The sequence below is a fragment of the Sphingobium sp. PAMC28499 genome (assembly GCF_004795815.1).
In the GTDB taxonomy this organism is placed as follows: Bacteria; Pseudomonadota; Alphaproteobacteria; order Sphingomonadales; family Sphingomonadaceae; genus Sphingobium; species Sphingobium yanoikuyae.
Genome location: NZ_CP039248.1, coordinates 2942903 through 2967991, shown reverse-complemented (window position 1 = coordinate 2967991; position 25089 = coordinate 2942903). Strand labels below are relative to the sequence as shown.

The 25089-nt window shown below is 65.8% G+C and carries 17 protein-coding genes; 12 read left to right on the top strand and 5 right to left on the bottom strand.

Annotated elements, in window-relative coordinates; genetic code table 11:
* The first annotated feature begins 60 nt into the window (after positions 1-60).
* Both E5554_RS14275 and E5554_RS14270 read left to right on the top strand, forming a co-directional pair.
* Complete coding sequence (locus E5554_RS14275) at positions 61-1311, top strand: FAD-binding oxidoreductase (protein WP_210729753.1); 1251 nt, start codon at positions 61-63, stop codon at positions 1309-1311.
* 3 nt (positions 1312-1314) lie between these two features.
* Positions 1315-2517 carry a Xaa-Pro peptidase family protein gene (locus E5554_RS14270; RefSeq protein ID WP_136187192.1) on the top strand — a complete coding sequence of 401 codons (1203 nt, stop codon included), beginning with the start codon at positions 1315-1317 and terminating at the stop codon, positions 2515-2517.
* 15 nt (positions 2518-2532) lie between these two features.
* Here the strand turns inward: E5554_RS14270 and E5554_RS14265 are convergent, their stop codons facing one another.
* Entirely contained in the window at positions 2533-3549 is a 1017-nt protein-coding gene (locus E5554_RS14265; protein ID WP_247594264.1) for an Ldh family oxidoreductase, read from the bottom strand.
* 115 nt (positions 3550-3664) lie between these two features.
* Here E5554_RS14265 and E5554_RS14260 point away from each other — a divergent pair, with 115 nt between their 5' ends.
* The 4 genes from E5554_RS14260 (at position 3665) to E5554_RS14245 (ending at position 9929) form a co-directional block, all read left to right on the top strand.
* The gene (locus E5554_RS14260) at positions 3665-6073 is read left to right on the top strand and encodes a glycoside hydrolase family 127 protein (protein WP_247594263.1); all 2409 of its coding nucleotides are present in this window, start codon (positions 3665-3667) and stop codon (positions 6071-6073) included.
* 85 nt (positions 6074-6158) lie between these two features.
* Positions 6159-7961 carry a DUF885 family protein gene (locus tag E5554_RS14255; RefSeq protein ID WP_136187190.1) on the top strand — a complete coding sequence of 601 codons (1803 nt, stop codon included), beginning with the start codon at positions 6159-6161 and terminating at the stop codon, positions 7959-7961.
* Between the two features lie 37 nt (positions 7962-7998).
* On the top strand, positions 7999-8430 hold the full coding sequence (locus E5554_RS14250) for a nuclear transport factor 2 family protein (protein ID WP_136188370.1): 432 nt from the start codon (positions 7999-8001) through the stop codon (positions 8428-8430).
* Positions 8427-9929 carry an oligopeptide:H+ symporter gene (locus E5554_RS14245; protein WP_136187189.1) on the top strand — a complete coding sequence of 501 codons (1503 nt, stop codon included), beginning with the start codon at positions 8427-8429 and terminating at the stop codon, positions 9927-9929. Before E5554_RS14250 ends, E5554_RS14245 begins: the two co-directional genes overlap by 4 nt.
* Before the next feature lie 4 nt (positions 9930-9933).
* Here the strand turns inward: E5554_RS14245 and E5554_RS14240 are convergent, their stop codons facing one another.
* On the bottom strand, positions 9934-11016 hold the full coding sequence (locus E5554_RS14240) for an alpha/beta fold hydrolase (protein ID WP_136187188.1): 1083 nt from the start codon (positions 11014-11016) through the stop codon (positions 9934-9936).
* Positions 11017-11121: 105 nt separating this feature from the next.
* Here E5554_RS14240 and E5554_RS14235 point away from each other — a divergent pair, with 105 nt between their 5' ends.
* Positions 11122-12678, top strand: a complete 1557-nt coding sequence (locus E5554_RS14235; RefSeq protein ID WP_136187187.1) for a peptidase S10 — start codon at positions 11122-11124, stop codon at positions 12676-12678.
* Positions 12679-12853: 175 nt separating this feature from the next.
* Here the strand turns inward: E5554_RS14235 and E5554_RS14230 are convergent, their stop codons facing one another.
* Positions 12854-14179, bottom strand: coding sequence for an amidohydrolase family protein (locus tag E5554_RS14230; protein WP_136188369.1), 1326 nt, complete (start codon positions 14177-14179; stop codon positions 12854-12856).
* Between the two features lie 447 nt (positions 14180-14626).
* Between E5554_RS14230 and E5554_RS14225 the strand changes: the two genes are divergently transcribed.
* Both E5554_RS14225 and E5554_RS14220 read left to right on the top strand, forming a co-directional pair.
* Positions 14627-17545, top strand: a complete 2919-nt coding sequence (locus E5554_RS14225; RefSeq protein ID WP_136187186.1) for a TonB-dependent receptor — start codon at positions 14627-14629, stop codon at positions 17543-17545.
* 73 nt (positions 17546-17618) lie between these two features.
* Complete coding sequence (locus tag E5554_RS14220; protein WP_136187185.1) at positions 17619-19265, top strand: amidohydrolase family protein; 1647 nt, start codon at positions 17619-17621, stop codon at positions 19263-19265.
* A gap of 125 nt (positions 19266-19390) precedes the next feature.
* On the opposite strand, the gene hutC is transcribed toward E5554_RS14220, so the two are convergent.
* Both hutC and E5554_RS14210 read right to left on the bottom strand, forming a co-directional pair.
* A complete protein-coding gene (hutC, locus tag E5554_RS14215) occupies positions 19391-20101 on the bottom strand; it encodes a histidine utilization repressor (RefSeq protein ID WP_136187184.1) in 711 nt (236 codons plus the stop codon).
* A complete protein-coding gene (locus tag E5554_RS14210; protein WP_136187183.1) occupies positions 20098-21453 on the bottom strand; it encodes a formimidoylglutamate deiminase in 1356 nt (451 codons plus the stop codon). Before E5554_RS14210 ends, hutC begins: the two co-directional genes overlap by 4 nt.
* A 96-nt stretch (positions 21454-21549) precedes the next feature.
* Here E5554_RS14210 and hutI point away from each other — a divergent pair, with 96 nt between their 5' ends.
* The 3 genes from hutI to hutG are packed head-to-tail and all read left to right on the top strand — an operon-like array spanning position 21550 to position 25084.
* The gene (hutI, locus tag E5554_RS14205) at positions 21550-22749 is read left to right on the top strand and encodes an imidazolonepropionase (protein WP_210729839.1); all 1200 of its coding nucleotides are present in this window, start codon (positions 21550-21552) and stop codon (positions 22747-22749) included.
* A complete protein-coding gene (gene hutH, locus E5554_RS14200) occupies positions 22746-24275 on the top strand; it encodes a histidine ammonia-lyase (RefSeq protein ID WP_136187181.1) in 1530 nt (509 codons plus the stop codon). Before hutI ends, hutH begins: the two co-directional genes overlap by 4 nt.
* The gene (hutG, locus tag E5554_RS14195; RefSeq protein ID WP_136187180.1) at positions 24272-25084 is read left to right on the top strand and encodes an N-formylglutamate deformylase; all 813 of its coding nucleotides are present in this window, start codon (positions 24272-24274) and stop codon (positions 25082-25084) included. The genes hutH and hutG overlap by 4 nt, the downstream gene beginning before the upstream one ends.
* Positions 25085-25089: the final 5 nt, after the last annotated feature.

The following is a 25089-nucleotide window of genomic DNA, read 5'->3' as shown; positions in this document are numbered from 1 at the left end:
CGTTGAAACTGAGGATCGTATACGGTATCTAATCGTCATCGCCAAGTGAAAAGAAGTCAATTGACCCAACACGCAATCATCATCGGCGGCGGCATCGTCGGAATATCCTGCGCTATCCGATTGCAGGAAAAGGGAATTTCAACGCTGCTGATCGAACGGGAAAGCCCGCTGCGCGGCGCATCCTGGGGCAATGCAGGCCATGTCGCGGTGGAGCAGATCGATCCGCTCGCATCGATGGCAACGGTGAAGAGCTTCCCCCGGCGACTGTTCTGGCGCGGCGGCGCGCTCGGCCTGCCCTGGCGCGACATCGGTCGCTGGCTGCCCTTTTCACTGCGCCTGTTGAATGCCGCGCGCCCGTCGCGCTTTGCGGCAGGACGCGCGGCGTTAAAGGCGCTGCTGGGTCAGGCGATGCCGGCCTGGCAGCGGATCGACGCGCTATGCGCCGGGCCGAGCCGCCTGATCGAGGATGGGCATTTCATCGTCTGGGAAAGCGAGACCAGCGCATTGGCCGGGCGCCGCGCCTGGATGGCCGCCGATTGCGGCACGGCGCGCTTCCGCGACGCGACGGCGCGCGAGATGGCCCTGCTCGAAGCCCTGTTCCCCCATCCGATCATCGGCGCGATTCGCTGTGAGGGCAGCGGCCGCATCGCCGACCCGACCCGGCTGGCGCAGGATCTGAAGGATGCTCTGCTGGCGGCAGGCGGGCGGATCGAGCAGGCGCAGGTTAGCGCGCTTCCTACCCGTGATGGAAAGGCGCAGGTGCAACTGGCCGACGGCCGGACGCTGGACGCGGACCATATCATCGTCGCGACCGGCGCAGCATCGGATGTCCTGCTGCGCCCGATGGGCCACAAGGTGCCGATCATCGCCGAACGCGGCTATCATCTGCAGACGCCAACCGCGCCCGAAGGCTGGCCGATGGATATGCCGCCGGTGGTGTTCGAAGATCGATCGATGATCGTCACCCGGTTCGAGAGCGGCCTGCGCGCGGCGAGCTTCGTCGAATTTTCCAGCCTTTCTTCCCCGCCCGACCCGCGCAAATGGCAAAGGCTGCGCGCCCATGCCGCGGCGCTGGGCCTGCCGATCGAGGCGGATGCGAGGCCCTGGATCGGCGCCCGCCCGACCCTGCCCGATTATCTGCCCGCGATCGGCCGGAGTGACCGGGCGGAAAACCTGCTCTATGCGTTCGGCCACCAGCATCTGGGGCTGACATTGGGACCACTGACCGGGGAAATCATCGCCGCGCTGGCCACCGGCGCACCGCCGCCGGTCGATGCCAAGCCCTTTTCGCTCCGCCGCTTTGAAGGATAGAGTATGACACAGCAGATCGGCGGTTCCGACGCCGCCACCGAACTGGCCGGCCTCCAGCCCTGGACCGATCGCGCGCCGGCCATCACGGCGTCCGAATATCAGGCGCGCATTGCCAGGGCCCGTACCCTGATGGCGCAGGAAGGGCTCGACGCGCTGTTGATCGATGCCGGGACCAGTCTTGCCTATTTCGCTGGCGTGCCCTGGGGCGCAAGCGAACGACTGGTGGCGATGCTGCTGCCGCTCAGCGGCGATCCGATCCTGATCTGCCCCCGCTTCGAGCGCGGATCGCTGGAAGCCGACCTCAAGATCGACGCCGGCGACCTGCGCCTGTGGGAGGAGGATGAAAGCCCGTCCGCCCTGGTCGCCGATGCGCTCAAGACGCTGGGCGTCGCCCGGCTGGGGATCGATCCGGCCATGGCCTTCCTGTTCGTCGAGCGCATTCGCGCTGCCGCGCCGGATGTGACGCTGGTTGCCGCCTCGGCCGTGATCGACGGTTGCCGCAGCCGCAAGTCGGCCGCCGAACTGGCGCTGATGCAGCAGGCCAAGTCGATGACGCTAGAGGTGCATCGCCGCGCCGCCCGCATCCTGCGCCCCGGCATCACCGCGACCGAGGTGCGTCGCTTCATTGAAGCCGCGCACCGGGCGCTCGGCGCATCGGGCAGCAGCTTCTGCATCGTCCAGTTCGGCCGATCGACCGCCTATCCCCACGGCCTGCCGGGCGAGAGCGTGCTGGCCGAAGGCGAGATGGTGCTGATCGATACCGGCTGCACCATCGGCGGCTATCATAGCGACATCACCCGCTCCTATGTCTATGGCGAGGCGGATGCCGAACAGCGACGCATCTGGGCGCTGGAAAAGGAGGCGCAGCAGGCCGCGTTCGACGCGGTCAAGCCCGACGTCCCCTGCGGCGCGATCGACGCGGCGGCGCGTCGCGTGCTGGAGGCGGCGGGCCTTGGCCCCGACTATCGCCTGCCGGGCCTGCCCCATCGCACCGGCCATGGCATCGGCCTGTCGATCCATGAGGCGCCCTATCTGGTGCGCGGCGACATGACCCCGCTGGAGCCGGGCATGTGCTTCTCCAACGAGCCGATGATCGTCGTGCCCGATCGCTTCGGCGTGCGGCTGGAGGATCATTTTTATGTGACCGATACCGGGGCGGCCTGGTTCACCCCGCCCTCGGTCGCGATCGACCAGCCTTTTGCCTGAAATCGCTGGCGGCGCTCAGCTGAGCGCCGCCAGTTCCTCATAGAGCGCGCGGGGAATGCGACAGCCCTGATCGGGGGTGCGACGACGCGCCGCGAAGCGCCGCTGCGATGGCAGGCGTGCGCCTTGGCCGGTAATGCCGTCGAACAGCGCCTCGGCCCGCTGCATATGCTCGGCGGCCGCCGCGCCCAGGAAGCCGGCGGGATCGATGGCGATGATGAGTTCGCCGCCATAGGGCGATGCCTTGGCGCCATCGTCATGCGCCAGCGATTCCGCACTGGTCATATCGCCGATCAGCGGCCCGGCAATCAGTTCGACCATCGCCGACAGGGCCGATCCCTTGTGCCCGCCAAAGGTCAGCAGCGCTCCGGCCAGGCCCGCTTCCGCGTCGGTGGTCGGATGGCCCTGGGCATCGATCGTCCAGCCTTCCGGGATCGGCTTGCCGGCACGGCGATGCAGTTCAATCTCGCCGCGCGCGACCGCGCTGGTGGCGAAATCGAAGACAAAGGGATCGCCGCCGAGGCGCGGCCAGCCAAAGGCGATCGGGTTGGTGCCGAACAGCGGCGAGGTGCCGCCGGCCGGCGCGACCCAGGCATGGCTGGGGGTACAGGCGAAGGCGACCAGACCCTGATCGGTCAGCGCCTCGATCTCCGGCCAGAGCGCGGCAAAATGGACGCAGCGATTGATGCCCATGGCGGCGATGCCCATCGTCCGCGCCTTTTCAACCAGCAAAGGCAATCCCGTAGCGAAAGCCAGTTGGGCAAAGCCGCCGGCCGCATCCACGCGCAGCAGCGCGGGCGAGACATGATGCACCACCGGCACGGCATCCGGCACAACCTTGCCGCTGTTCAGCGTATGGACGCAGTTGAGCAGGCGATAGACGCCATGCGACGCACATTCGTCGCGCTCGCCAGCGATGATCGTCGCGGCAACTGGGCCGACATGCGCCTCCGCCAGACCATGGCGGCGCAGCACGGCATGGGCCAGATCCGCGACCTGCTGCAGCGTCAGCGTGACGCTTTCGTCCGCGCTCATGCCTTTATTGCCCATGCCGCAGCGTTGAAGATAGACATGCATCCTCCGTCTTGATCCCGAACCATAATCGCGATATCGTATACGGTATAACGATTACAGACAAGCCGGAGCCGCCATGTCCCACCGTCACACGCCCCTCAGCCGCAGGGCCATGTTGCTGGCCGCGACAGCCGCCGCGACGGCCCCCGCCTGGGAGGGATGGAGCAGCGTCGCCCATGCCGCGACCGGCAGTGCGCTGCCCGAATCGGCGCGCGCCTTGCCGCTAAATGCGACCCGGCTCCTACCCTCCCCCTTTGCCGACGCGGTCGAGGGCAATCGCCGCTATCTGCTGCGGCTGGAGCCGGACCGGCTGCTGCACAATTTCCGCAAACATGCCGGCCTGACGCCCAAGGGCGCCATCTATGGCGGCTGGGAAAATGACACCATCGCCGGCCATACGCTGGGCCATTATCTGACCGCGCTGGCGCTGATGCACGCCCAGACCGGCGACGCCGAATGCGCCCGCCGTGCCGCCTATATCATCGCCGAACTGGCCGAGTGCCAGGCGGCGGCCGGCGATGGCTATGTCGCGGGCTTCACCCGCCGTCGCGACGATGTGATCGAGGATGGCAGGCTGATCTTTCCGGAGATCATGCGCGGCGACATCCGATCGGCCGGCTTTGACCTCAACGGCTGCTGGGTGCCCTTCTATAATTGGCACAAGCTGTTCGCCGGCCTCTTCGACGCCGAAACCCATCTGGGCAACAGCCAAGCGCGCGGCGTCGCGCTGGCCCTTGCCGCCTATATCGACGGCGTGTTCGCGAAACTGGACGATGCGCAGGTGCAGCAGGTGCTGGACTGCGAACATGGCGGCATCAACGAGAGCTTCGCCGAACTGCACGCCCGCACCGGTGATCCGCGCTGGCTGGCGCTGGCCACGCGGTTGCGCCATCGCAAGGTGCTCGACCCGCTGGCCCAGCGACAGAACAGCCTGCCCTGGATCCACGCAAATACCCAGATCCCCAAGCTGATCGGCCTTGCCCGCCTGCACGAGATCACCGGCAATGCCGCAGACGCGATCGCTGCCAATTTCTTCTGGGAGACCGTGGTCGGCCAATATAGCTATGTCATCGGCGGCAATGCCGACCGGGAATATTTCCCTGATCCCGGCACCATTTCCAAGCATATCACCGAACAGACCTGCGAAAGCTGCAACAGCTACAACATGCTGAAGCTGACCCGGCATCTCTATGCGTGGAAGCCCGAAGCGCGCCTGTTCGACTATTATGAGCGCGCCCATATCAACCATATCCTGGCGCACCAGAACCCGGCGACCGGCATGTTCGCCTATATGGTGCCGCTGATGTCGGGGGCGCACCGCGTCTGGTCCGAACCGTTCGACGATTTCTGGTGCTGCGTCGGCAGCGGCATGGAAAGCCATGCCAAGCATGGCGAATCCATCTGGTGGGAAGATGCCGACCGGCCGGCCGACATGCTGATCGCCAATCTCTATATCCCCAGCGAAGCCGACTGGGCGGCGCGGGGCGCGAAGCTGCGGATCGAGACCGGCTATCCGTTCGACGGGCACATCGCGATGTCGATCCCGAAACTGGCGCGGGCCGGCCGCTTCACCCTGGCGCTGCGCATCCCCGGATGGTGCCAGGGCGCGCGTATCGCCGTCAACGGCACGCCCCTGCCCGCCCCGCGCATCGCCGATGGCTATGCCCTGATCGATCGCAAGTGGAAGGCCGGCGATCAGGTGACGCTGGACCTGCCGATGGCATTGCGGGTCGAAGCAACATCGGATGATCCCCGCACCATCGCGCTGCTGCACGGCCCGGTCGTGCTGGCGGCCGATCTGGGCGCGGCCGACCAGCCCTTTGACGGTCCCGCCCCGGCGCTGGTCGCCGCTGATGTGACACAGGGCTTTGCCGCCATCCTTGCCGCCGTACCCGCCTATCGCACCGCCGGCATCGGCAAGCCCGCCGACCTCAGCTTCGCGCCCTTCTTCCAGCAGCGCGACCGCCGCACCGCCGTCTATTTCAAGCGCTTCACCCAGCAGGAATGGGGCGTCGAGCAGCAGGCCTTTGCCGTCGAGCAGGCCCGCCTCCGTGATCTGGAGCGGCGCTCCGTCGATGTCATGCATCTGGGCGAGATGCAGCCCGAGCGCGATCATGGGCTGGAGGCCAAACTCTCCTACACCACAACCTATCGCGGACGGCATGGGCGCGATGCGCGCACCGACGGCCATTTCCAGTTCCGCATGAAGGTAAAGCCCGGTCCGCTGATCCTGCAGGCCACCTATTGGGGCGAGGAGCGCAACCGGCTGTTCGACATATTGGTCGATGGCCAGAAAATCGCGACGCAGAAGCTGGATGCCGACCGGCCGGGCGAATTTTTCGACGTCACCTACGCCATTCCCGAAGCACTGACGCGCGGCAAGAGCACGGTGGTCATCCGCGTCCAGCCGGCCCCCGGCATGACGCGGGCCGGGCCGATGTTCGGCGCGCGCATTTTCACGCCCGCGGGCGAAACACGCACTTGACCCGCCTTAATCAAGGTATATCGTATACATTATTGATAGGAGCGGGGCGCCGGATCGCTTCGCCGAACAGGGAAGAGAGACATTCATGAAAATGCCCCATGCCGCATCCTTGCTCGCCATCGCCTGGCTCGCCGGCACGGCCCCGGTTGTCCTCGCCCAGACGGCGCCGGCCGCCAACGCACCGGCCGCACAACCGACCGCCGCCGACCTGAAGCTCAAGGCGCTGTATGACGCCGAATGGAGCTGGCGCCAGAAGGAATTCGCCCGCCTGCCCGGCAGCGGCCGGACCGAAGGCGGCGCCGACGATCATCTGCCCAGCGTGACGGCCGCCACCCAGCAGCGCCGCTATACCTATTGGAGCGATATCCTTAAACAGCTCGATCAGATCCCCGACGCGCAGCTGTCGCATGAGGAGTATATCAACAAGGCGGTGTTCAAGACCTCGGTCTGGGAGAATGCGACCAAAATCAAGTACAAGACCTATGAGGCGCCGTTCAACAGCGACACCTTCTTCTGGACCGGCCTCAACCCGCGCACACCCTTTTCCAGCGCCGACAATTATCGCCGCTATCTCGGCCGGATGAAGGATATCCCGCGCTATTTCGACGAGCAGATCGCGAACATGCAGGCGGGCCTGAAGCGCGGCTATACCGTGCCGCGGGTGTCGATCGAGGGGCGTGACAAGACGATCGAGCCGTTCCTGGCCGCCGGCACCGACAATCCCTTCTACAAGGCGTTCGCCGCAATGCCGGACACCATCCCGGCCGACCAGCGCCAGGCGATGCAGGCGCAGGCCCAGGCACTGATCCGCGACGCCATCGCCCCCAGCTACCAGAAGCTGCTGACCTTCATGCGCGGCGAATATATGCCCAAGGCGCGCAAGACGATCGACGCCTATTCGCTGCCCGACGGCACGGCCTTCTATCAGGATCAGATTCGCGAATATACGACGCTGGACCTGAAGCCGCAGCAGATCCACGAGATCGGCCTCAAGGAAGTCGCGCGCATCGACGCGGACATGAAGAAGACGATGGCGGACGCTAAGTTCCAGGGGAGCTTCGCCGAGTTCCTGGAATTCATGCGCACCGACCCGCAATTCTATGCCAAGACCCCGCGCGAGCTGCTCTCCTATTCCGCCTATGTCACCAAGAAGATGGACGGCAAGCTGAAGGACACGTTCAACAACCTGCCGCGCTATCGCTTCACCATCCTGCCGGTGCCGGACGAGATCGCGCCCATCTATACCTCGGGTCGGGGCGGGCTCGAATCCTGCCTGATGAACACCTATGACCTGCCCTCGCGGCCGCTCTACAATCTGACCGCGCTGACGCTGCACGAATGCAATCCGGGCCACAGCTTCCAGGCTGCTTATGCGCTGGAAGCCCCCAACCGCCCGGCCTTCCGCGGCCAGACCTATTTCTCGGGCTATGGCGAGGGCTGGGGCCTCTATACCGAATGGCTGGGCACGAAGCTGGGCATGTATGAGACGCCCTATGAGGAATTCGGCCGCGAGACATTCGAGATGTGGCGCGCGGTGCGGCTGGTGATCGATACCGGCATGCACTCCATGGGTTGGACGCGGCAGCAGGCGATCGACTATATGGCCAGTCACACCGCACTCGCGAAGCTCGACATCACCAACGAGGTCGATCGCTATATCGCCTGGCCGGCGCAGGCGCTGGCCTACAAGCTGGGCGAATTGTCGATCCGCAAGATGCGCGCCAAGGCCGAGGCGGAACTGGGCGACAAGTTCGACCAGCGCCCGTTCCACGACACGCTGCTGACCATGGGGTCGGTGCCGCTGCCGGTGATGGAGGCGGAGCTTGACCGCTTCATCCAGGCGGAAAAGGCCAAGGCCGCAGCCGGGGCTTCCGGTGCGGCGCGTTAAGCGCATTCTCCTCCCCCTGATCGGCGCGGCGCTCTGCATGGGCGCCGCGCCGATCCCCCCTTCGGCGGAGACCGAGAAGGCGGCGATCCGCCAGGTGATCGCCGACATGGAAGCCGCCTGGAACCGAGGTGATTTTCGCGGCTATATGGCGGGCTTTCTCAACCCCGGCGTCACCTTCGTGTCGCGCGGCCAATTCCAGCGCGACTGGCAGGGGACGCTCGACCATTATGTCCGCGACTATGGCGCCTCGCCCGAAACGCGCGGCACGCTCCATTTCTGCGACATCAGGATCGAGATGCTGGCGCCCGATGCGGCCCAGCTGATCAGCCGTTTCCACCTTGCCGCCAAACCCGGCCAGTCCGGCATCAACACGCGACTGATGCGCAAGGTCGAGGGCCGCTGGGTGATCGCCCTCAACCATGTGTCCGCGTTCGAACCGGACGCGACCCACCCTGCCTATTGCCAATGAGCGCCATGCCCCCAGCCGATCATCACGCCACGACGACCTTCCTCGGCCATCCGCGCGGCCTGTTCATCCTCTTCTTCACCGAATTGTGGGAGCGCTTCTCCTTCTACGGCATGCGGGCGCTGCTGATCTTCTACCTGACCAAGCAGTTCCTCTTCTCCGACGAGCGCGCGGGCATGCTCTATGGCGCCTATATCGCGCTGGTGTTCGTCAGCCCGCTGGTCGGCGGCTGGCTCGCCGATCGCTACCTCGGCGCGCGCAAGGCGGTGCTGTTCGGCGGCATCGTCATCGCCTGCGGCCATGTCCTGCTCGGCCTCGATGCGCTGGGCGGCGACCGTGGGAGCGCGACCCGCATCTTCCTCGCCGGCATGGCGGTGATCGTGGTCGGCACCGGCTTCCTCAAGGCCAATGTCTCGGTGCTGGTCGGCCAGCTCTATCCCCGCGACGACATACGGCGCGATCCGGCCTACACCATCTTCTACATGGGCATTAACCTCGGCGGCGCACTCGGCCCGCTCGTCTGCGGCCTGCTGGGCGAAACGATCGGCTGGTCCTGGGGCTTTGGCGCGGCGGCGCTGGGCATGATCCTGGGCATCATCGTCTTCGTCATGGGCAGGCCATTGTTGCAGGGCCAGGGCGAAGCGCCCGATCCGGCCTGGCTGGCAAGCCCGCTGTTCGGCATCCGGCGCGAATATTGGCTTTACGCCAGCGCCCTGCCCTTCACCGCGGCGATGCTCGCCCTGCTCGCCAGCCCCGCGACGGTCGGCTATCTGCTGAGCGCCAGCGGCTTTGCCATGGGCATCGGTCTGGTCGCCTATGCCTGCCTGAAGCTCGATCCCGCAGCGCGCGGGCGGTTGCTGGTGGCGATCTTCCTGCTGGTGGTGCAGCCGGTCTTCTGGGGTCTGTTCGAACAGATCGGCTCCTCGCTCAACCTGTTCATCGACCGGCATGTCGACCGCACGGTATTCGGCATCACGGTGCCGGCCTCGCTGTTCCAGGCGGTCGGCCCCTTCTCCATCTTCCTGCTCGCGCCCTTCTTCGCCTGGCTATGGCTGAAGCTCGGCCGGCGCGGGCTGGAGCCATCCACCCCCGCCAAGTTCGGTCTGGCCATCATCCAGGTCGGGGCCGGTTTCCTGCTGCTGGTCGGCGCTGGCATGATGCTGCCGGGGGCGAAGATGCCGATGCTCTTCATCCTGCTGCTCTACCTGCTCCACACCATGGGCGAGCTGTGCCTGTCGCCGGTCGGACTGGCAGCGATGTCGCGCCTGTCGCCGCCCCATATGCTGGGGCTGATGATGGGCACCTGGTTCTTGGCGACGGCGGGCGGCAATTTCATGTCGGGCGTGATCGCCGCCGCCATCGGCGCATCGGCAGGGGCAGACCAGGCCGGCACGGTGCTCGCCGCCTATGGCCGGATCGGCGGCCTTGCCATGCTGATCGGCCTCATCATCCTGATCGTATCGCCGCGTATCGGCCGCCTCATGCAACAAGGCGGCCGATAAGAGGTCAGTTACTCCGCGCCAGCAGCGCGACCAGTTCATCCTTCCAGAATTTCGCCCAAGTGTGGGTGCTATGCCCCCGCGTCTCGGGCGAATAGGGGATCAGCTTGTAACGGGTGGTCTTCAGCCGTTTGGCTGCCGTTTCGGCCATGCCCATTTCCGGCGGATTGATGAAGTCGTCGGAGGAATTGATCCAGGTCATCGGCGCGCTGATCTTCTCCAGATCGGCGGACGGATCATAATCGCGCGACGAATCCAGCTGATAGAGATAATCATTGGCGTCGCGGCTGGCGATGTCGCGATCGAACCGCTCCTTCCAATAGGTGTCGACCGCGTCGCGCGTGGGGAATTGCACCTGCATGTACCAGGCAGCGGCACCCGCAATCTGCGACAGGCTGGATGCCGTGCGCAGGCCGAGCAGCGGCTGCGCCTTGTAATTGCCGTCCTGCCAGGCGGGATCGGCGCGGATGCCGTCCATCGCCGCCTTGCGCCACATCCGGTTGCGCCCGGCGATCGGCGCCGCCTGGCACGCCATCGGCATCAGCGCACTGGCAAAGCCGGGATGCTTTTCGCCCCAGACGAAGATGTGCATGCAGCCCATCGAGGTGCCGAAGGTCAGCCGCAGATGATCGACCTTCAGCCCATCAACCAGCATGCGGCGCTGCGCCTCGACCATGTCGTCATAATCATAGTGCGGGAAGGCCATGCGCAGACCGTCGCTGGGCTTGGAGGAATCGCCATGGCCGATATTGTCGGGCAGGATGATGAAATAGCGGCGCACGTCGAGCGGCTGGCCGGGGCCATAAAGTTCGTCGGCAAATTGCGGCTGCAGGAATTGCGCGCCGGATCCGCCGGTGCCGTGCAGGATCATCACCGCATTGTCGATCCGCCCCTTGGCGTCGCGATGCGGCGTGCCGATGGTGCGATAATGCATCCGCAGTTCCGGTAACTTCTCGCCTGAACGAAAGGCGAAATCGCGGATGACATGGTCGCCCTGCTTGACCTGCGCGGTATCGAAGCCCTGCGCCAATGCCGGCGTGGCGAGCAACAGTGCGGCTGCGGCGGCGAGCCGGGGCCATCGGTTCTTCATGTTCTGGTCCTCCCTTGGAACTTTACGAAGATGATGCATATCCGCATTTGACAGATTTGGTATACGATGTACGGTTCGCCGCAAATTTAGGCAACAGGCAGAGTCATGATCCCGAAAAACATCGCATATTCCGCCCTTCCCCTGCTGCTGACGGCACTGGCTGCGCCGTCGATCGCCGCCGACAAGCCTGCCCCGGCGGAGAAGGAAGAGGCCAAGAAAGACGATAGCGCCGTCGCCCCGGTCGAGGAACAGGCGATGCCCAGCCGCGCGTCGGTGACGGTCGCCGGCAAGCTGATCCAATACACCGCCACGCCCGGCACGCTGACGATCCGCAACGATGCCGGCGAGCCGATCGCGAGCATGTTCTACACCGCCTATGTCGCCGATCGGGCCAAGGGCGCGAAGGAACGCCCCGTCACCTTCCTGTTCAACGGCGGTCCGGGTTCGTCGACCATGTGGCTGCACGTCGGCTCCTTTGGCCCCGTCCGGGTGGATACGCCCACGCCCGATACCGCCCGCCCCGCACCCTTCGCCATCGGCCCCAATCCCGACAGCCTGATCGACCGCAGCGACCTGGTCTTCATCGACGCGATCGGCACCGGCCTGTCGCGCCCGCTCGGCAAGGCACAGGGCAAGGATTTCTGGGGCGTCGATCCGGACATCGATGCCTTTGCCAGCGCCATCCAGCGCTATCTGACGATCAACAATCGCTGGAACGCGCCCAAATTCCTGCTCGGCGAAAGCTATGGCACGCTGCGCGCGGCGGGCCTGGTCAACACGCTGCAGGAACGCGGCGTGCAGATGAACGGCGTGGTGCTGCTGTCGTCGATCCTGAACTATGGCATCCGCAATCCGGGCTATGACCAGATCAACGTCACCTATCTGCCCAGCTATGCCGCGACCGCCTGGTATCATAACCGCCTGCCCAACCGGCCGGCGACGCTGGAGCCGTTCCTGAGCGAGGTGCGCGCCTTTGCCCTGGGGCCCTATCTGTCCGCGCTGGCCAAGGGCGACGACCTGCCCGATGGCGAGCGCGATGCGATCGCGACCCAGCTGGCCGCCTATACCGGCCTGTCCAAGGGCTTCATCCTGCAGAACAAGCTGCGCGTCGACCTCGGCCGGTTCCGCAAGGAGCTGATGCGCGACAGCAGCCGCACCGTCGGACGGCTCGATTCCCGCTTCGTCGGCATCGATGTCGACGACAGCGCCGCCGACCCCGAATTTGACGCGGCCGACACCTCGATCAGCGGCGCCTATATCGCGGCGCTCAATTCCTATCTGTTCGGCACGCTGGGCTATAAGACGCCGCTCAGCTACCGCCCGAATTTCTACAAGGAGATCAGCCCGGCCTGGGACCAGCGCCATCGCGCACCGGGCGGCGGCGGCCGGCCGATGCCGGCGGCGGACACCGCGCTGGACCTGGCCCGCGCGATGCGCACCAACAGCCACCTGAAAGTGCTGTCGCTCAACGGCTATTATGACATGGCGACGCCCTTTGCCGGCGCCGAATATGACCTAAAGCATATGCAGCTCGACAAGGCGCTGCAGGCCAATATCAGCTATCGCTATTATGAATCCGGGCACATGATCTACATCCACCCGGAGTCCATGAAGGGCCTGCGCCGCGACCTGCTGGCCTTCTACGACAGCGCGGCGGAATAGGCGGCAGGACGGGCGCGCGGGGATGGTCTTCCTATCCCCCCGCACCCGTCCTGACCGAGGGGCGTCACCCGTTCGATAGCGGAACACCCCTCCACCGGCTTCGCCGGTCCCCCTCCCCTTGCAGGGGAGGAATGGACATCCGGCTTTGCCCGCTTGCAGACGGCAGGCAACGCCCTCAGGGCATTGGCTGATCCACCACGAACAGGTGCGTCTGCGGCAGGGCCTGAAGATCGACCTCCTGCCCCGCAACTAACAGCCGGCCGAGGCGGCGGATATTATGGATGTCGGCTAGCGGATCGGCATCGAGCAATAGCAGGTCGGCGATCTTGCCCGGCTCCACCGTGCCCAGATCCTGGAGCCGGCCCGCCGCCCGCGCGCCGTTGCGGGTTGCCGCGACGATCGCCTGCATCGGCGTCATGCCCAGTTCCACCAGCCCCTCGATCGCCAGCAGGCTCCCCTCGCCCGGCTCCTGCTCCGGCGATTTGGGGCTGCGGCGAAACTCGGGCGCATCGCCCAGATAATTGTCAGTCGCGATCGTGACGGGACATCCGGCCGCGACCAGCCGCTCGGCATTGCGCCGCTCGATCTCCGCATCGTCGCCACGCATCGCTGCCCGGCGACGCAGTTCGGTGCTGGTCAGCGCCGGCGGCATTTGCGCAATGTCCGCCACCGCCTTGGCGCGCCTGGCAATCTGCTTCTGTCGCACCGCGCCGGTGACCATGTTGGACCGCATCGCGCACAGCGTCCCCTTTGACAGGATCAGCGCGATCAGATCGTCGGGATAGTCGCGGCTCAATATCTCGGGATGCTGGATCAGGTCGATCCCCGCCTCGACCGCCAGGCGCAGCCCTTCCGAACTGGTGGCATGGGTTTCGGCCATCTTGCCGCGCTTGTGCGCCTCCGCCACGATCACCGCCTGCTGGCGCGGCAAAAAGCCGATCAGCGAGGGCATCATGAAATGGCTGGTGCCGCCATATTTGAGGAAATCGACGCCCCGATCGAGATAGGCGCTGACGGCGGCGCGCAATTGTTCCGGCGTCATGTCCATCAATTCCTCGCCCATGCCCTGGGCCAGCAGGTCGTTCCACTGTTCCTGGAACAGGGTCAGGTCGCGATCGCCGGTCAGCGAATAGGTCAGCGAAAATGGCCCACCCCAACCCAATATGTTGCCCGCCACCAGCATGCGCGCGCCGATCGCCTGGCCGCTGGCGATCCGGTCGCGCACCGCCAGCAGCGGCGGCAGCACGCCATAGCTGTCACGCATGGTGGTGACGCCCGCGCGTAGCTGGCGCTGGGCAAATTCGAGCGCCAGTTCCTCGTTCCGGTCGGCATAGCGCGATGAGGTGTCGCGGCGCGCCGGGTTGCCATAGACGGTCGCATGAACATTGGAGTCGATGAAGCCGGGCAGCAGATAGCGCCCGCGGCCGTCGACCTGCCGGGCCGAGGCCGGCGCCTTCAGCTTTGCGCTGATCGCTGCGATGCGCCCATCCGCAACGAGCACGTCCTGCCCCGCCTTTGCTGCGGCCCCGGTGCCGTCGATGACGGTTACGTCGCGTATCCATATTGTTTCAGCTGCAACAATATCGGGCCGGAACAGCCCCAGAGCCGCCCCAGACAGCAGCAGGGCACGAACAATTTTTCTATTTATTTTCATATCACTAACTCCCCGTTCGACGCTTTTCGCCGGCGACTGCAGACTGACATTTAACTGCAATCTTGACAGCCTCCTGCAGCCTCAGCATGATTAAAGTATACGATATTCAATATACATTGAAGCGGTCAAAGAGCCGCAAAGACAGAGAGAGGAGCTGAAAACCCGTCCGGGGGACCGTCAGGCGGTCCGGTACGCAGGAGCCGACATCGGCGCAGCATCCCACATTGCTGCGCATGCAAAATCATAATCTGTGTCGAATGAATTGAATCCTAGCGATTACAAGGGGATAGACCAATGATGACGATCCGACCGGCGGGCCTGTACGGCCGCCGCAATGCCTTGCTGTTGCTGTCGACCATCCTGGCCGGCGGCGGCTTGGGTTCCACCGCCCAGGCCCAGGAGGCGGCCCAGCCCTCCACCGATATCGTCGTTACCGGCTCGCGCCTGGTCCGCACCGATCTGACCGCGCCCAGCCCGATTTCGGTCATGGGCAGCGAGGATGTGAAGCTGTCGGGCAACGTCACGCTGGAAAAGACCCTGAACGAGATGCCGCAGCTGGCGTCGGGCAACACCTCCACCGTCAATAATGGCGGCGGGTCGGGCGTGCTGACCGCCAATCTGCGCGGCCTGGGCAACACCCGCACGCTGGTGCTGGTCAATGGCCGCCGCTTCATCCCCGCCGATTCCAACGGCAATGTCGACCTTGCCTCCATTCCCGATGCCCTGATCAAGCGGGTCGAGATCATCACCGGCGGCGCGTCGGCCGTCTATGGCTCCGATGCGATCGCCGGCGCGGTCAACTTCATCCTCGACGACAAGTTCGAGGGCGTCGAAGCCAGCGCCCAATATGGTATCAGCGACCGCGGCGACGCCGAATCGAAGAAGCTCGACCTGACGTTCGGCACCAGCACCGCCGATGGCCGGGGCAATATCACCCTGTCGGGCAGCTGGACGCGCCAGTCGTCGATCACCCAGAATGATCGTGGTTTCAGCCGCACGCCGCTCGGCGAAGTCAATGGCCAGCTGGTCTATTCGGGTTCGGGCAGCATCCCCGGCACCCGCGTGCCGCTGAGCGCGGCGCAGCGCGCCGCCCTGACCGGCGTCAACCTGACCCCCGGTGGCAGCTGCACGTCCGTCACCGGCATTCGTTTTGGCGAGAATGGCACCGTCCTGCCCTATTGCCAGCCGGAAGATACCTACAACTACGCGCCCTATAATCTGCTGCAGCGCCCGCTCGATCGCTTCAACGTCGCCGCCAACGCCCATTATGAGGTGGCCGACAAGATCACCGCCTATGCCGAGGCTTATTTCGTCAACGCCAAGAATGACATGATCCTGGCGCCCGACAGCTTCACCCCGCTGACGCCCGGCGCCGCGTCATCGACATTGCTGATCCCCAACTATGCCAGCAATCCGGTGCTGCCCGAAAGCCTGCGCCAGTTCTTCACCAACAATGCCGCCATCTTCGACACCAATGGCGACGGCACGGCGGAAATCGTCGGCGGCGGCCGCCGCGCCGACGAACTGGGCACGCGCAACTATCGCTATGAACGGCAATCCTACCAGATCACCACCGGCCTGCGCGGCGATGTGTCGCTGCTGGGTAGCGACTGGAAGTGGGACGCCTTCTACCAATATATGCGCAACCGCACCGACACCCGCAACGAGGGTCTGATCTCGCAAACCCGCCTGTCGATGGGTCTGGACGCGGTCATCGATTCCTCGGGCAATGTCGTCTGCCGCAACCAGTCGCTAGGCTGCGTCCCCGTGTCGATCCTGGGCCTCAATTCGATCAGCCAGGAAGCCGGCGCCTTCCTGACCCCGGTCCGCGAAAGCCATGACATCTTCACCCGCCAGGTCGCGGGCGCCAGCATCGCCGGCACCCTGTTCGAACTGCCGGCCGGCCCTGTCTCGGTCGCGCTGGGCGCCGAATATCGCAAGGACAAATATACGTTCAGCCCCAGCCCGCTCGACCTGGCCAATGAATATGGCGCGGTGTCGCAAAAGGCGCTGGCCGGTGCCTATGACGTCAAGGAACTGTTCGGCGAACTGCGCATCCCGATCCTGGCCGACATGCCCTTCTTCGACACGCTCGCGATCGAGGGTGCGGCCCGCTATTCGGATTACAGCTCGGTCGGCAAGGTCTTCACCTGGAAGCTGGGCGGCGAATATGCCCCGGTCAGCTGGATCCGCATCCGTGGCGCCTATAACAGCGCGATCCGCGCGCCCAATATCGCCGAACTCTATACGGCGGTGACGCGCGGCTATTCCAGCGGCACCGATCCCTGCGCCATCCCGACCTCGGGCGGCGACAGCCGTAGCGACGCGCTCAAGAATTTCTGCGTCGCCACCGGCGTACCGGCGGGCGAGATCGCCAACTTCACCCAGGCGACGCTGGGCCTCAACCAGGACAGCGGCGGCAATCCGAACCTGCACGAGGAAAAGTCGAAGACCTACACGATCGGCGCCGTCATCTCGCCGCCCTTCATCCCGCGCCTCAACATCACGGTCGATTATTTCAACGTGAAGGTCGACGACGCGATCATGACCGTCAACGCGCAGCAGACGATGAACGACTGCTACACGATGATGGATGCCGGCAGCGCCACCTGCCGGGCGATCACGCGCCTGGGCAATGGTCAGCTCGACTATGTCAGCGTGTCGAGCAACAATATCGGCTCGCTCAAGGTCAACGGTATCGACGCGCAGGTCGATTATCGCGTGCCGCTGCCCGGCGCGCTGTCGCTGGGCGATGATGCCAGCCTGTCGCTGCAGGCGATCGCCAGCTGGCTGTTCGAGCGCACGACGCAGGTGCTCGCCACCTCCGCCCCGCAGGATTGCGCCGGCTATTATGGCGCGGGCTGTTCGGTCGGCACCGGCGGCTTCATCACCCCGGACTTCAAGCTGAACCTGGGCGCCACCTATGCCAGCGGCCCCTTAAGCTTCCGCCTGCAGGGCCGGATGATCGGCGACCTGAAGCTCTATCCGACCGCGACCAATGTGGTGAAGTCGGTGGACCCGGTCTGGTATCTCGACACCAGCTTCTCGATCGACGCGACGGAGACCTTCTCCTTCTTCGGCGGCGTCAACAACCTGCTCGATCGCCAGCCGCCGATCCTGGGCACGACGCTGGTCGGCGACGCCAATACCGACGTGTCGCTCTATGACACGCTGGGTCGCCGCTACTTCGTCGGCGCGCGGATGAAGTTCTGACCCGTTAGACGGGCGGGCCGGAGCCGTGGCGCTCCGGCCCGCCACTCACAACAGCTATAGAGGAGAGCGTCGCATGGCCGTCCGGTCCCGTCCCATTCTCGCCCTGGCGGCGCTGCTCCTGAGCGGCAGCGCGCTCGCGGCGCCCGAAGCATCCAATGCGCCGGCGGCAAAGACCGCCGATCCCATTCCCGCCCGCAACCAGGGCGTAGGGCCGTTCCAGCGCACGGTGCTGCGCCATGTCTATATGATCGACGGCACCGGCGCCCCGGCGCAGGGGCCGTTCGACATCGTCCTGTCGAACGACCGCATCGCCGAAATCAAGTCGATCGGCGCGCCCGGCGCGATCAATCCGGCGTTGCGCGCCGCGCCCGGCGACCATGAGATCGACCTGGCCGGCGCCTATGTCATGCCTGGCTTCGTCGACGCCCATGTCCATCTTCATTCGCTGAGCGACGCGCAGAAAGTGCCGTCCGACTATATTCTCAAGCTCTGGATGGCGCATGGCATCACCTCCGTCCGCGACCTGGGCAGCGGCCATCCGATCGAATGGCTGGCCGACATCAAGGCGCGCAGCGCCCGCAACGAGATCGTCGCCCCACGCATCGACATCTATCCGATGTTCCACCAGATACGCGGCCCGGTGAACGATGCCGCCACCGCCCGCGCGGTGATCCAGGAGGCGAAGAAGCGCGGCGCCGACGGCATCAAGTTCATCGGCGGCGCGCCGGAGGATGTGCTCTACGCAGCACTCGACGAGACGAAGAAGCTCGGCCTGCACAGCACCATGCACCATGCTCAGCAACTGGTCGCCTATGCCAATGTGCTGGGCACGTCGGGCGCGGGCCTCGAAAGCATGGAACATTGGTATGGCCTGCCCGAGGCGATGTTTACCGACCAGCGTATCCAGGCCTTTCCCACCGACTTCATCAACAATGACGAGCAGATGCGCTTCGGCGAGGCCGGGCGGCTGTGGGCGCAGGCGGCCGAACCGGGGTCGGACCAGTGGAACAAGGTGATGGACAGGCTGCTGGAACGCGGCTTCACCCTGGATCCCACCTTCACCGCCTATCTCACCAGCCGGGACTTCATGCGGATGAGCCGGGCGCAATGGCATGCCGACTACACCCTGCCGGCGCTGTGGGACTATTATCGCCCGAGCCGCACCAATCATGGCGCCTATTGGTTCGACTGGACCACCGAGCATGAAATGGCGTGGAAGGACAATTATCGCCGCTGGATGCGGTTCGTGAACGACTATAAGAACCGTGGCGGCCGCGTCACCGTGGGCAGCGATAGCGGCTATATCTACAATCTCTATGGCTTCGGCTATATCCAGGAGATGGAATTGCTGCGCGAGGCGGGGTTCAGCCCGCTGGAGGTGATCCACGCCGCGACGCAGGAAGGGGCCCGGCTGCTCGGCCATGAGGACCAGATCGGCACCATCCGCGTCGGCCGCAAGGCGGACCTCGTGGTCATCAAGGGCAACCCGCTGGCCAACATGAAGCTGTTGTTCGGCACCGGATCGATCAGGCTCGATGATGCGACCGGCAAGGTCGATCGGGTCGGCGGCGTCGATTACACGATCAAGGACGGCATCATCTATGATGCAAAGGCGTTGCGCGCTGAAGTCCGCGCCATGGTCGCCCGGCAGAAGGCCGAGCGCGGCATGCCACCGGGCATCATGACGATCGAGAATGCGGAGGCCTCTACGCTACCATGAGGTCTTCGCACGACAGGCAGAAGGCGGCCTTTGAGGCCTGACCGGAGCCTGTCGACGGGCGCTCTTTCCTGTTGCCGACAGCCCTTGTCGGCAGCGGGGAAGAGCGCCGATTTACCTTTACCCCGTCAACCGCCCGCCGGGCCGAAGCGGGCCACCATGTCATAGGCGTCAGCCAGGAAGACCTGGCGGACATAGGTGATCGGATCGCCGCCGCGCCAGGTATGGCGCTCGACGCACAGGCAGGGCGCACCGGGCGCGATGCCAAGCTGGGCGGCCTCCTCCCGCGTCGCCCCCACGGCCGAAATCCGGTTTTCCGCCTCGGTCCAGGGCACATGCTGCAGCAGCCAGGTGCCCGGCGAAATGCTGTCGAAATCGCCATCGACGATCGCGGGCACGGCGCGGGTCGCGATCAGGCGATGCTCCGCCGCCAGCGGCCGATCATCGGCGCAATGAATGCCATCCAGTTCCAGCAGTTGCGCGCCATTGGCCAGCGCCGCTTCCTCGTCGCGCCCGGCAATCGGGCCGCGCACCTGCCGCCGGGTCAGGCGATAACTGTGCCGCTGGCCGCGTTCGCCGATCTGGACGGCAAGGTCCGGGATATCCAGCACCATCGAATGGACGCGCGGCCGGGCGACGAAGCTGCCCGCCTTCTTGCGCCGCTCGACCAGGCCAGCCGATTGCAGCGCCGACAGCGCCTTGTTCACGGTCATGCGCGAACAGCCATGCGCCTGCATCAGTTCCTGCTCGGTCGGCAGCCGGTCGCCCGGCGACAGCGTGCCGGCCAGGATGCGGGCCTCGAAATCGGCGCGGATCTTCTCGTGCAGCGGCTGTTTCACGCGGTCAGTTTCTCCAGCGTCCGGCGATAGCGGGTGGCGATGGTCTCGCGGGCGCGATGCCGCCCGCCGCTTACCATCTGCACGCCCCGGCGCCAGACCGTATCGATCGCCTCGCGCCCGGCGCCGAAGATCAACCCATCCAGCACACGCTCGACCGGGCGATGGGACAGTGAGGAATGATCAAGGTCCAGCGTGACGAAATCGGCCGATGCGCCGACCCGCAATCCGGCCGCGGCGCCCAGCGCCTGCGCGCCGCCGGCCACTGCCGCACGATAAAGGCGATCGCCGGTCGACATACCCGCTTCGCGCGCCAGCACATTGCGCTGCTGCAGGCCCAGGCGCTGGCCATATTCCAAAAGTCGCAATTCCTCGGTCGCATCGATGCGGACATTGGAATCGCTGCCGACGCCATAGACGCCGCCGGCATCCAGGAAGGGTTCGGCCGGGAAGAGGCCGTCGCCCAGATTGGCTTCCGTGATCGGACAGAGGCCGGCTACCGCGCCGCTGGCCGCCATTGCCCGCGCCTCATCCTCATTCATATGGGTCGCATGGACCAGGCACCAGCGGTTGCTCACCGGCGCATGATCTAGCAGCCACTCGACCGGCCGCTGGCCGCTCCAGGCGATGCAGTCGGCCACTTCCTTCTGTTGCTCGGCGATATGGATATGAACCGGATTATGGCCCGCGATCCGGGCGAGCAGCGCCAGTTCGTCGGGCGCGACCGCGCGCAGGCTGTGCGGTGCGACGCCGACCACGGCATCGGGCAGGTTTCGTGCTCCCGTGATTGCCGCCTCGCGCAATCGGGCGAAGCCGTCCAGATCATGGATGAAACGCCGCTGGCCCGCGCTCGGCGCCTGCGCGCCGAAACCCGACCAGGCGTAGAAGACCGGTAACAGCGTCAGACCGATGCCGCTTTCCGCCGCCGCCGCCATGATCGCCAGGCTGGTTTCGGCCGGGTTGGCATAGGGCGCGCCGTCCGCGGCGTGATGCAGATAGTGAAATTCGCCGACGCGGGTGAAGCCGCTTTCCAGCATCTCGACATAGACCTGGGAAGCGATCGCCGCGATATCATCCGGGTCCATACGGTCGACGAAGCGGTACATGAGGTCGCGCCAGGTCCAGAAACTGTCGCCCGCCGGGCCGCGCACCTCGGTCAACCCCGCCATCGCCCGCTGGAAGGCATGGCTGTGCAGATTGGGCAGGCCCGGCAGCGCGACAGGGTGACGGATATCCTCGGCCTGCGGGGCGGTGCCTTGCTCGATCGACGCGATCGTGCCGTCATGCAGCAGCATCCGGACCTCCCGCGCCCACCCCTCCGGCAGCAACACATGGTCGAAAAACAGGGACGTCATGGACTGCAAATCTCCCGGACCGATATAATGTCTATACATTAAATATCGAATCATGCAATCTGGGCGGGAGGCCGTGAAGGGAGGCTGGCGATGACGATGATATGCGATCGGCTATGGACCAATGCCCGGCTGGCGACGATGGCGGGCGGTGGGATTGGCGCGATCGAGGACGGCGTGATCGCCGCGCGCGATGGCCGCATCATCTATGCCGGTCCGCGTGCCGATGCCCCTGTCTTCGCCCCCACCGAAACGATCGACTGCGCCGGCCGCTGGATCACGCCGGGCCTGATCGACTGCCACACCCATCTGGTCCATGGCGGCGATCGCGCCGCCGAGTTCGAGCTGCGCCTGGCCGGCGCCTCTTATGAAGAGATTGCGCGTGCCGGTGGCGGCATCGTCTCGACCATGCGCGCCACCCGCGCAGCGAGCGAGGCGGAACTGGTCGCCAGCGCCCTGCCCCGGCTCGACGCGCTGATCGCGGAAGGCGCCTCCACGGTCGAGGTGAAGTCCGGCTATGGCCTTGATCCCGCCTCCGAGCTGCGGATGCTGCGCGCCGCGCGCCAGCTTGGCCGCGAACGGCCGGTACGGATTGTCACCACCTTCTTGGGCGCCCACGCCCTGCCGCCCGAATATGCCGGCGATGCCGATGCCTATATCGCGATGCTGTGCGACGAATTGCTGCCCGCGGTCGCGGCCGAAGGGCTGGCCGATGCGGTCGACGCCTTTTGCGAGGGGATCGGCTTTTCGCCGGCGCAGACCGACCGGCTGTTCACCGCCGCGCGCGCGCTCGGTCTGCCGGTCAAGCTTCATGCCGAACAGCTTTCCAACCTGCATGGCGCCGCGCTCGCCGCCAGCCATGGCGCTCTGTCGGCCGATCATCTGGAATATCTGGACGAAGACGGCATCGCCGCCATGGCCCGTGCCGGCACGGTCGCGACCTTGCTGCCCGGCGCTTATTATTTCGTGCGCGAGACGAAGCTGCCGCCGATCGACGGGCTGCGCCGTGCCGGCGTGCCGATCGCGCTGGCGACCGACTGCAACCCCGGCACCTCGCCGCTCACCTCGCTGCTGCTGGTGATGAACATGGGCGCGACCCTGTTTCGCCTGACCATCGACGAATGCCTGGCGGGCGTGACCCGCAACGCGGCCCGCGCGCTCGGCCTTGCCGCCGACATCGGCACGCTGGAGGTCGGCAAAAGCTGCGACCTTGCCATCTGGGACGTAGAGCGCCCCGCCGAACTGGTTTATCGCATGGGGTATAACCCGCTCCATGCCCGCATCTGGAGTGGTCAATGAACGCTATCATCCTCGTCCCCGGCGAAGCTTCGCTGGCCGACTGGCGCGCCATCTATCGCGGCGCGACGGCCCGGCTTGATGGCGCGTCGGCCCCGCGCATCGCGCAAAGCGCAGCAGCGGTGGCGCGCATCCTGGCGAAGGGGGAGCCGGTCTATGGCATCAACACCGGCTTCGGCAAGCTGGCGAGCGTGCGGATCGGTGGCGAAGACCTCGCCACGCTCCAGCGCAATATCGTGCTGAGCCATGCCGCCGGCACCGGCGCCCCCTCCCCCGTGCCGGTCATCCGCCTGATGATGGCACTAAAGCTCGCCAGCCTGGGCCAGGGCGCGTCGGGCGTTCAGCCGCAGACGGTCGCCCTGCTGGAGGCGATGCTGGTCCAGGGGCTGACCCCGGTGGTGCCGGCCCAGGGGTCCGTCGGCGCCAGCGGCGATCTGGCGCCCTTGTCGCACATGGCCGCCGCGATGATTGGTGTCGGCGACATCATGCTGGACGGCGAGCGCCTGCCCGCCGCCGAAGCACTGGCCCGTGCCGGCCTCGCCCCGCTGGAACTTGGCCCCAAGGAAGGGCTGGCGCTGCTCAACGGCACCCAATTCTCGACCGCCAATGCGCTTGCTGGCCTGTTCGAGGCGGAAACGCTGTTCCAGTCCGCGCTCGTCACCGGCGCGCTCTCGACCGAAGCGGCCAAGGGCTCCGACACCCCCTTCGATCCACGCATCCACGCGCTGCGCCGCCATGCCGGGCAGATCGAGACCGCCGATGCGCTGCGCGGCCTGATGGCAGGCAGCGCCATCCGCGCGAGCCATCTGAAGGGCGATGAACGCGTGCAGGATCCCTATTGCCTGCGCTGCCAGCCGCAGGTGATGGGCGCCGCGCTCGACCTGCTGCGCCAGGCAGCGACGACGCTCGGCATCGAGGCCAATGGCGTGTCGGACAATCCGCTGATCTTCCCGGAAAGCGATGAGGCGCTGTCAGGCGGCAATTTCCATGCCGAGCCGGTCGCCTTTGCCGCCGACATGATCGCGCTCGCCATCTGCGAGATCGGATCGATCGCCGAGCGGCGCATCGCCATGCTGGTCGATCCGGCTCTGAGCGGCCTGCCTGCCTTCCTGACGCCGAAACCCGGCCTCAATTCGGGCTTCATGATCCCGCAGGTGACGGCGGCCGCTTTGGTCTCGGAGAACAAGCAGCGCGCCTATCCCGCCAGCGTGGATTCGATCCCGACCAGCGCCAATCAGGAGGATCATGTCTCCATGGCCGCCCATGGCGCGCGCCGCCTGCTCGACATGGCGGAAAATGCGACCGCGGTGATCGGCATCGAATTGCTGGCGGCGGTGCAGGGCATGGACTTTCACGCCCCGCTCACTTCCAGCACGGCACTGGAAGCGACGCGTGCCTGCGTCCGGGATCAGGTGCCGCACCTGACCGACGACCGCCATTTCCATCCCGATATGGAGGCGGCCAACCGCATCGTCCGATCGGGCGCGCTGGCGGCGGCGGCTGGTCACGCCCTGCCGGTGCTGGGATGAACGACTGGCTCGACATCCGGCGGGGCGAGGCGGCGTTGATCGTCGCCTTTCCCCACACCGGCACCGATCTCGCCGATGTCGGCAACGCGTTCCGCTCGCCCTGGATCGCGCGCGCGGATGCCGACTGGTGGGTGGACCAGCTTTACGCCTTCGCTTGCGATCTGGGCGCGACGACGATCCGCACCGCCATTTCGCGCAGCGTGATCGACGTCAATCGCGATCCTTCGGGCGCCTCGCTCTATCCGGGACAGGCGACGACCGAACTCTGCCCGACCACCGATTTCGATGGCGCGCCGCTCTATGCCGGCGCCGTCCCCGATGCGGCTGAGATCGACCGACGGCGGGCCAACTGGTTCACGCCCTATCATGCTGCGCTGCAGGCGGAGATCGACCGGCTGCGCGCCCGGCATGACCGGGTCGTCGTCTATGACGCCCATTCGATCCGCAGCATCGTGCCGCGCCTGTTCGACGGCGCATTGCCGCAGTTCAACATCGGCACCAATTTCGGAACGACCTGTTCGCCAGAGCTGACCGCCGAGGTCGCCCGGCTCTGCGCGGCAAGCGGCATGAGCCATATCGTCGACGGTCGTTTCCGTGGTGGCTGGACCACGCGCCATTATGGCCGGCCCGAACAGGGCGTCCATGCGATCCAGATGGAGCTGGCCATGCGCGGCTATCTCCAAGAACCGGCCGAGCGCACCGAAGCCAGTTGGCCGCCGCCGCTCGACCCGGCCCATGCCGCGCCGCTGACCGCCACCCTCACCGCCATCTTGAAGGCCTGCCTCGCCTTCACCCGCCAGGAAGGCTGAACGTT